At 49.3% G+C, this 8239-nt stretch carries 8 protein-coding genes; 1 reads left to right on the plus strand and 7 read right to left on the minus strand.

Going from position 1 to position 8239, the window contains the following annotated elements; all coding sequences use genetic code 11:
* Positions 1-537 precede the first annotated feature (537 nt).
* The 4 genes from J4G07_21480 to J4G07_21495 all read right to left on the minus strand — a co-directional run bounded on the left by J4G07_21480 (position 538) and on the right by J4G07_21495 (position 4708).
* Positions 538-822, minus strand: a complete 285-nt coding sequence (locus tag J4G07_21480) for a thermonuclease family protein (protein ID MCE2416557.1) — start codon at positions 820-822, stop codon at positions 538-540.
* Between the two features lie 272 nt (positions 823-1094).
* The gene (locus J4G07_21485; protein MCE2416558.1) at positions 1095-1361 is read right to left on the minus strand and encodes a hypothetical protein; all 267 of its coding nucleotides are present in this window, start codon (positions 1359-1361) and stop codon (positions 1095-1097) included.
* Positions 1362-1396: 35 nt separating this feature from the next.
* Entirely contained in the window at positions 1397-3997 is a 2601-nt protein-coding gene (locus tag J4G07_21490) for a sigma-70 family RNA polymerase sigma factor (GenBank protein MCE2416559.1), read from the minus strand.
* A 219-nt stretch (positions 3998-4216) separates the two neighbouring features.
* Entirely contained in the window at positions 4217-4708 is a 492-nt protein-coding gene (locus J4G07_21495; GenBank protein ID MCE2416560.1) for a hypothetical protein, read from the minus strand.
* 149 nt (positions 4709-4857) lie between these two features.
* Between J4G07_21495 and J4G07_21500 the strand changes: the two genes are divergently transcribed.
* On the plus strand, positions 4858-5802 hold the full coding sequence (locus tag J4G07_21500; protein ID MCE2416561.1) for a D-2-hydroxyacid dehydrogenase: 945 nt from the start codon (positions 4858-4860) through the stop codon (positions 5800-5802).
* Between the two features lie 130 nt (positions 5803-5932).
* Here the strand turns inward: J4G07_21500 and J4G07_21505 are convergent, their stop codons facing one another.
* From J4G07_21505 to J4G07_21515, 3 genes are all read right to left on the minus strand, one after another.
* Positions 5933-6940 (minus strand): NADP-dependent oxidoreductase, encoded by a 1008-nt coding sequence (locus J4G07_21505; protein MCE2416562.1) that lies wholly within the window; start codon positions 6938-6940, stop codon positions 5933-5935.
* A gap of 57 nt (positions 6941-6997) precedes the next feature.
* Positions 6998-7744 (minus strand): phytanoyl-CoA dioxygenase family protein, encoded by a 747-nt coding sequence (locus J4G07_21510; protein MCE2416563.1) that lies wholly within the window; start codon positions 7742-7744, stop codon positions 6998-7000.
* Positions 7745-8015: 271 nt separating this feature from the next.
* Positions 8016-8239: hypothetical protein (locus tag J4G07_21515; protein ID MCE2416564.1), on the minus strand; the 224-nt coding region annotated here is incomplete at its 5' end.

Below are 8239 nucleotides of genomic sequence, written 5' to 3' on the forward strand. Positions count from 1 at the left end.
GAGATTTCGACGATGCGCGCTTTATCAAGGTCAGCGGCATAAAGCCCATCGTCTTTTTCAAAGATATGAAGTTGATGAAGAGATTTCGGAAAATCAAGCATATTTTTTATCCCTGTATACAACAAACTGAATCAACACATTATTTTGTTTCAACTCGAGGAATGTCAATTCTTAAAATAATACTCTGTCACAACGACAGATATCTCTAACGAATCTTCTATTAGTCTGTCAACGTTATTTTGACTTTTTGTAGGTCGGGTAGAACAGAGTGAAACCCGACAAAATCGGTCGAGTACACCTATCAGTTTAGATGTGACAGACTACTATGTATCACTCAACACTCGCTATGTTGCAATTCCCATGCCAATCGGAAGAACCTACGCCGTTCGTGAATTTTAGGAAAATGTGACCACGCACATTTTTCGCAGTCGGCAAATTTTGCATACCTAACTCTGCAGATATTGCATAGTTCCAAAATACAGCGATACTGGTGTGTGATATCTCGAACACCAATGCTAACAACGATAAGCCCTTAACCTACTCCCAATCCGCGTGTCCGCTATCAACCATCCTCCGATTGATGTACAAGTTATCCGAGTATCGCCAGACATGCGCGACTATGCGCCCGTAAATATCGGTAGCGACCGACTTGATTGTGACGCGCTTCAGCTCTATGAGGAACTTCAGGTAGGCGGTGGATCTTTGCCCTTCGGGGGTGGTGTTTTCAGGGGCGTTTATATTTGCTAAGCGAATGCGTTGGGTTGACGTGCTAAAGGTATCACCATCGGTCACGGATGTGACATAGGCTGAGTACTCATACATCGCTCTACCTCCTTCTCGAAGGAGTAGGTTATAAGCGCATGTGTGAATGGAAAACGGAATAGCCGCTATCCGTCACAAATTAGGGATTTATACTATGGTAACGCGGATGGACCGTAGGAAGGTTGCATAAAGTGCAATTCTTTGGAAATGCCGTGCGTTAGTGAGGTAAAACAGGGTGGGATAAGTTCATGATGTAGATAGGCGCGCTTGAGAGCACGCCTATCAAAATTGAAAAACCACGATTGTAAAACGTAGGAGCAACAGAGAGGAATTTAGTGATTGCCGTGCTGGAAACGGAATACGCCACTGTGTTTTGTCCCGATGTACAGCATATTACCATCAACAGCAAGAGCAGTCGCCGCGTAGGGTGATTCCGACGTAATTTGTCTCCATATATTTGTCTGATCATCTACCTGATAAACACCGCTATCACACACACCGTAAAGGGTTGAGCCGTTAGGTGCAATCCAATCTACAAGGAACGCCTTTCCATCAGTATCGGTGAGGGCATGCCAGGTTTCACCCTCGCGTGAACGCATCACTCCTGCGTCCGTTGAGATGTAGAGGGTTGAACCTACAAAGAGAATGTCTTTGTAGTAAGCAAACGGAAAGGCGAGGCTTTGGGTAAAGATCGGAAGAGGTCGCCTTCCCGTTTACCGGCATAGATGGTATCGTCCGAAGCGGCAAGCGTGAAACCTTTCGCGTCAATCGGCGGGAGTTCTCCGCGATCTTCTAAACCTGTGTGGTGCCACGTCGAGTCGCCGGGTCGCCACCTGAAGAGTTTCCGGCGGTGTTCCATAAAAACGGTCTCTCCAGCGAGGATAAACCCTCCATTTCTTGTGTCCTCTTCAGCGATAAGGAGTAAACTCTCTCGCCACTGCCGTTCCGTTTCACGAACATTGACGTTTGTCTCCCTCGCTTCTCTGAGTCTTTTCTTCCATTCAACGTATAAGTTGTCTTCGGCGAAATCCGGGAAGCCTTGAATGGGTGCCAGTGCCTCGCCTTCAACAGAGAGGCGAAAAAGTTGTGTTCGATTCAAGGTGATGCTGCTGACATAAAGGGTCTCATCGGCTGTCCCAATCCTGGGAATCAGAAGTTTACCTCCCCCATACACGTTAACAGTCTCCCAAGATTCACCACCGTCCGCTGATTTGGCAATTTTGCCCCCGGTAACGGCGTAGAGACCGTTTTCGCCTGCGATCAGATTCTGGACATCGGCACTTACGAGTCCTATCATAAAGGGGTGCCATGCGTGCCCACCATCTGTTGAGCGAGTGACTCCGGAGAGTTCGGATTTGTAAAAATTATTTTCATCCAATGCCACAACAGGCAGGAAACCACCAGTAAAGGCATGCGGTAGGTCGCGCCCTGGATCCGTCCATGTCTCGCCGCGATCATAGGAGAGCAGCACGCCACCGGGCCCTATCACCATAAGCGTGTCTCCAACCGGAACAATCCTAACAGTGCCTATTAACTTAAATAGATATTCATCGGTGTTAGGCGTAATATCGTTCCACGAGTCGCCGAAGTCGGTTGAATAGAAGAGTGAGCAATGCGGCGCGTCCGGTTGACCTGAAATCGTTGTGACATAAAGTCTGTTCTCAGTAGCTGCCAAGGAATTGGTCCCGTCTGCGGTCGGCAGGGGCACTTTTTCCCAATCGTCGGCAAACCGGAAAAGCCCTCGATTCGTTCCAACAAAGAGGATTTGGTTTGTTCCTGAAAAGAGAACATTGTCAATGGCAAGAGCGTCGTGGATTCTAAAGTCAACATTATTTGCCTCTGGTGTAAGACGGGTTTGCAAACCTTCTCCAATAGGTGTCCATTGCTTACCACCATCCTCGGAACGAAACACCGCTGTTCTGAGGATGAGGTACATCGTCACATTAGTATCCTGTGGGACGCGCGCTCGGGGTGCATCCGTGACAGCCAGGGCGACAGGGCGTCCCTTCGGGCGCGCGCCGAGGACCTTCCACGTTTTACCGTCGTCAGTTGAGGGTAAGAGTTCATCAGATGTGAGGAGATAGTGGGTATCGCCGCGTTCCGCCATAATTGGATCAAACTGCCGACTTGGACCGGCGGAACTGACAAAGGTCCACGCGTCCGCCTTCTCTGTGAGTCGATAGAGACCTGTTTTTGCAATAAGGTAGAGTGTTTGATCGGATGCGACAAAGAGTCCTGGTCTTGAAATGCCTCCGGGTCCCTTCGTCTGAACCCACTGCGGTTCTTCTGTCTTTGGCACCTCTGTTGTATCCGCTTGTGCTGCGGCCAATAGCCCGGTATCGATGCTCGGTCCTGTGCCTTTGCCGCGTCCCTCAACATCGGCATTGCCAAATCGATTTTTGACCTCCGGTTTCCGGTTGACATCTAACACCACGGGTGCGTCGATGAGTTCAATTGTCATCTCGGATGTCGCGTCGAAGTTATAGGGCTGTTGGAAACGGGATAAGGCACGGGGACCGAACCCCATTATTAGGATAACCAGAAGCGTTGCGGAGACAGAGAGTGTCCAGGGCACCCAAGGCTTGCTCACTGAAGGCGTGGCAGGCTTGATGCGGGCGATCTCTGTGATGATGTTTTCAGTGAGGGTTGGCGAAAGTTGGAAAATGCCTGAGACATCGTGGAGCAAGTGTTCTTGTTTTTCTAACCGCTTACGGGCGCGGCGGAGTCGGCTCCTAATGGTGTTCGGCGACACCCCCAAAAAGGTGCTGATTTCCTTACTCGTCATCTCCGCGAGATAATAAAGTGTTACGACAGTGCGTTCACTCTCCGGTAGTTTTTGGAGCAGGCGTTTGACGAGTTCACGATGGTGTTCAAGAGATACTTCCTCGCTATACGTCGTCTTATATTGCGTATAACATAATTCCTCTAATTCGGCCGTGGGCATTGCATCCAAGGATGTCGTCGGTTGCCGCTTTTTTCGGAGCCACGTCATGCAGTGTCGGGAGGCGATTACATAGAGCCATCCGGGGAAATTCTCCGGGGGTTTTAGGGTCGATAACTTTCTGTAAACCTTCAGGAAAATATCCTGTGTGATTTCTTCCGCGATGTGAAAATCACCTATCTTTCGCCAGACGAGCGTATGAATCCATTTCTGATATTTGTTCACGAGCGCGGTAAACGCGCGCTCATCTCCCTCCAAAGTCCGTTGAATTAAGTCGATGTTATTCTCTTTCATCTGTCTCCCTCCAAAAGGAAAAATAAGGCTTCATGATATAGTAACGCCTATCGGAGACTGAAATGGTGCATAAAATGCAATTTTTGCGCAATGAATTGCGCGACTACGAACCGACGAGAAAAAAGGCGCGTAGCGGACGCGCCTTCCAAATATGTAACGTGAGGCTGACAAAATTTTAGACTTGACAGGAGGGTGTAGACATGCTACGCTACTCTAATATTAATTATTCTCGGCACCTTCATCAATCCAATCGATGAAAAGTTGGACTTGGTCTCCATCCAACGGGGGACCGCCTGGAGGCATGCCACCGCCATCAATGCGTTTAACGATAAGGCTGCCATCACCATTGCCAGCGACAAATGCGGGACCGTTCGCGCCGCCCTTCTTGAAGGTATCGTATTTGCTGAGATCAAGCCCGGCGACACCGGGCGCAGCGTGGCATCCTGCAACGGCGCACCGTTCAGCGAGTATCGGCTGAATATCGTCCTTAAAAGAGATGCCCTCCACAACGGGCTCTTCGACAGGCGGTGGTTCAGGGACTGGTGTTTGTGTGGCAGGAGGTGTTGTTGTGGGTTGGAGGACACCCGTCATACTGGTGGTGTCTTCAGTGCTATCGCCTTCATCGCCGCAACTGGCGACGAAGATCGCAATGAGAAAGAGACTCATGGCGAAAATAGGAATAGAAACGGAATGGGCATATCTTTTACGCATACCTATAAAAGATGAGGCAATCACGACTGGATTCTCCTTTTTTGAGAAATGTGTTTTTGGGCGTAACTTGTAAGTTAAAACTTGCTGTAAAATGTGCAGGAATTTCGTTATTTTGTATATAGAATATCACGATACAATGGAGATGTCAAATGAAAATTTTGATTAACACTGATATTACATCGGAACAACAGCAGCAGATCGAATCGGTTTCTAACGACCTTTCGCTTGTGCGTCCACAGGATTCAGAAGAGGCACTGCGCGAAATTGTAGACACCGATATTGTGTTCGGTGGGTTCAATCGTTCGCTTTTTGAAAATTCGAAACAACTGAAATGGGTACAAGTGCTTTCGGCTGGCGTTGATGGCTTGTTATTTCCGGGGTTTGTCGAAAGCGATGTTATTCTAACGAGCGCGAAAGGGTTTGTGGGTCCGCATTTGGCAGATCAGACCTGGGCGTTACTTCTCGGTCTCCTCCGAGGTGTCGGACGTTCGGTTCGCGAGCGGACGTGGGATAATCGGATGTCGATCCGTCTGGCGACGTGGGAGTTAAGCGAGCAGACGTTAGGAATTATCGGACTCGGTGGCACGGGGATCGATGTGGCGCGTCGGGCACAAGGGTTCGATATGCGTGTCATCGCCGTGGATCCAGAGACGGTTGAAGCCCCATCGTTTGTCCACGAAGTCTGGAAGATGGATCGGTTCCATGATCTCCTTACGGCGTCAGACGTCGTTGCTATCTGTGCTCCGTTGACCCCGGAGACGCACGGTATGTTCGATGATGCGGCGTTTGAACAGATGAAATCGCATGCACTGCTTATCAACGTCACGCGTGGTAAGATCGTAGACGGACCGGCACTGCTCCGTGCGCTTACTTCAGAGAGTATTGGCGGTGCGGGGTTGGATGTCACACCTGAAGAGCCGTTGCCTACTGACAGTCCGTTATGGGATCTACCGAACGTGATTGTTACACCACACGTTGCGGGTGGTTCACCGATCCGCTTGGACCGGAGTGTTGGGCTTTTCTGTGATAATCTGGAACGGCTCCTCGTTGGCAAACCACTTTTGAGTGTGATTGACAAAGAGAAAGGGTACTAATCTTTTAGGATTTATGCAAAATCCCATCCTTTCCTATCAGAATCGGAAGATTGGAAGGTTCTTGGTTGGAAGATTGGAAGGTTGGTCCCCCATCCTTCCCTCCTTCTTCCGTCCTTCCATCTCCTTCTTCTTAAAAATCAGCGATTTTAACGAGCTGCTTCCCGATATTGCCGCCTTTTAGCATGCTAATGAACGCCGCGGGCGCGTTTTCGATTCCACCTTCCTCAATCGTCTCACGGTATTTCAACTTGCCCTGTCGTAACCACTCTGACATTTCAACGAGTGCTTCCGCATGCCGATCGGCGTACTCAGAAACGAGGAAGCCTTCGATTCTTGCGCGCTTGGTAATCATATTCCAGAGGAAACGCGGTCCTGTCTCCGGTTTCTCTAAATTATATTGTGAAATCTGTCCACAGATGACGACGCGTCCCTTGATCCTTAAATTGGGGAAAACAGCATCCGTGATGGCTCCGCCGACGTTGTCGAAATAGACATCAATGCCATCCGGAAGGAGTCTCTGGAGCTCCTCGTGATAATCATCAACCTCTTTATAATTAAAAGCATCATCAAAGCCGAGTTCATCAACAATGTAAGCGACTTTTTCATCAGTCCCCGCGGAACCGACAACCCGGCATCCCTTGGTTTTTGCGATCTGCCCGACGACGGAACCGACGGCACCAGCGGCACCAGAAACAAATACGGTCTCCCGTTCTTGAAGCTTCCCAACCACAAGCAAGCCGAAGTAGGCTGTTAGACCGGGCATACCGAGAATCCCGGCACCGGTTGAGATAGGTGCGATTGTCGGATCAATTTTCCGCAGTCCATTACCAGCAGCGACACCGTATTCCTGCCATCCGATACCTGCGTTGACGATATCACCTGCCTCAAAATTCGGATGCTTCGACGCAACGACCTGAGCGATCACACTCCCCACCATGACCTCATCAATTTCCACGTTGGCGGCATAAGATTTCGCTGCATTAATCCGTCCACGCATATACGGATCAACTGAGAGGTAAAGCGTCTTTACCAATACCTCGCCATCCTCGGGCGTTGGAATCGGGACCTCAACTAAGTTAAAGTCCGATTCTTTCGGGTACCCTGCAGGTCGGGAAGCGAGTGTAATTTGACGATTCATTTAATATTTCTCCTTTATTCGTTTTCAGTCAGTAAAATCGCGAGCGGGAGCTCGCTCCTACAGCGATGCTACGGGATCGGATTTCCTATGATTAAATTGGACGGGATCTTCACCGTGAACGACGATGAGTTTGTGCTGCGGCGCGTCCCAATCAAAAACTTTGACAATCGGTAGGATGACCCGAATCGCTAAACCGATACGCCGTTTATCAGAGCGATTTGCCTCCGAGTGATGCAAGGTGCGCTCATTAAAGAGGACAAATTCGCCGGGTTGCATCTCAAGGTTGACGATAGTGCTGGTATCAATGAACCCAAGGTCACCCATCTGATTGAACGCCATGTCCGAGGTCGCTTTGACGTGCGGTACCACTTTTCGGTGTGAACCTGGAACGATTTGGAGACAACTGTTTTCTAATGTTGCGGAATCGACAGCAATCCACGCAGAAATAATAATAGGTGGCTCAAGGGGCCAATAGTTGAAGTCTTGATGCCACGGAATCTCCTTCGCGCCCGGTTCCTTGATGAAAAAATTCGTCCGCCAGAGCAGAAGATCGGGACCATAGAGAGATGCCATCCGTTTGATGATAGTCGGATGTGTGGCGAGATTGTGAATTAATTCAGAGTCAAGATGGCGGTTATGCCCTAATTGGTTATGATCCGGCGGTGCAGTCTCAAGTACTTCCTCGATTTCCGAATGCATGGTGAGCATCTTTTCAGAACTACAGAGTTGGTAAGGACCGAGGTAGCCTTGCCGCCAAAACTGTTCCCTTTCTTTCGTGCTCAATGCGTGATTTCCGTTCTGCATATTTTAATTTTACCTTGCGGTTAGATAACGTGCGTTTCGAATTTGATGTCCGTTCCATAAACCCGCCTGCGCCGTTGTTGCAGGCTACAGGTTCCGCACACTTGGTCGGAACGTCGTGGAAACAGACAGAGGACATACATTTATAGTAAAGCCCATAATTACTTGGACATTACGGATAGGCGAGGATACAATCCTCGCCAGCGGTGGTGTAGGCTTCTTCCACTGAACAACTGTCCACATATTTTCTGAATTTACTATAAAATCCGCAATACTATTGCTGACAGACATGCACTTTAACCGCGCCGGAGGTTTTATCGGCAGACACTCGGAACGCTTCGACAATCTCTTCAAGCGGATAGGAGTGTGTCACCAATTTTGTCGCATCAACCTTACCGGAGTCAATCAACTCAATTGCCGCCTCAAAGTCGGTCTCCATCCCGCTATACCCGTAGCAGTTAGACCCTGTAACGAATGCTTCTGACCAGACGATCTTGG

It is taken from the genome of Candidatus Poribacteria bacterium, assembly GCA_021295715.1.
Classification (GTDB): Bacteria; Poribacteria; WGA-4E; order WGA-4E; family WGA-3G; genus WGA-3G.

What these genes read in the sequence shown, in the direction of transcription:
- J4G07_21490 (MCE2416559.1), bottom strand. Translation starts at nt 3,997, where the DNA reads ATGAAAGAGAATAACATCGACTTAATTCAACGGACTTTGGAGGGAGAT.
- J4G07_21510 (MCE2416563.1), bottom strand. Translation starts at nt 7,744, where the DNA reads ATGCAGAACGGAAATCACGCATTGAGCACGAAAGAAAGGGAACAGTTT.
- J4G07_21505 (MCE2416562.1), bottom strand. Translation starts at nt 6,940, where the DNA reads ATGAATCGTCAAATTACACTCGCTTCCCGACCTGCAGGGTACCCGAAA.
- J4G07_21485 (MCE2416558.1), bottom strand. Translation starts at nt 1,361, where the DNA reads ATGCGTTCACGCGAGGGTGAAACCTGGCATGCCCTCACCGATACTGAT.
- J4G07_21500 (MCE2416561.1), top strand. Translation starts at nt 4,858, where the DNA reads ATGAAAATTTTGATTAACACTGATATTACATCGGAACAACAGCAGCAG.
- J4G07_21480 (MCE2416557.1), bottom strand. Translation starts at nt 822, where the DNA reads ATGTATGAGTACTCAGCCTATGTCACATCCGTGACCGATGGTGATACC.
- J4G07_21495 (MCE2416560.1), bottom strand. Translation starts at nt 4,708, where the DNA reads ATGCGTAAAAGATATGCCCATTCCGTTTCTATTCCTATTTTCGCCATG.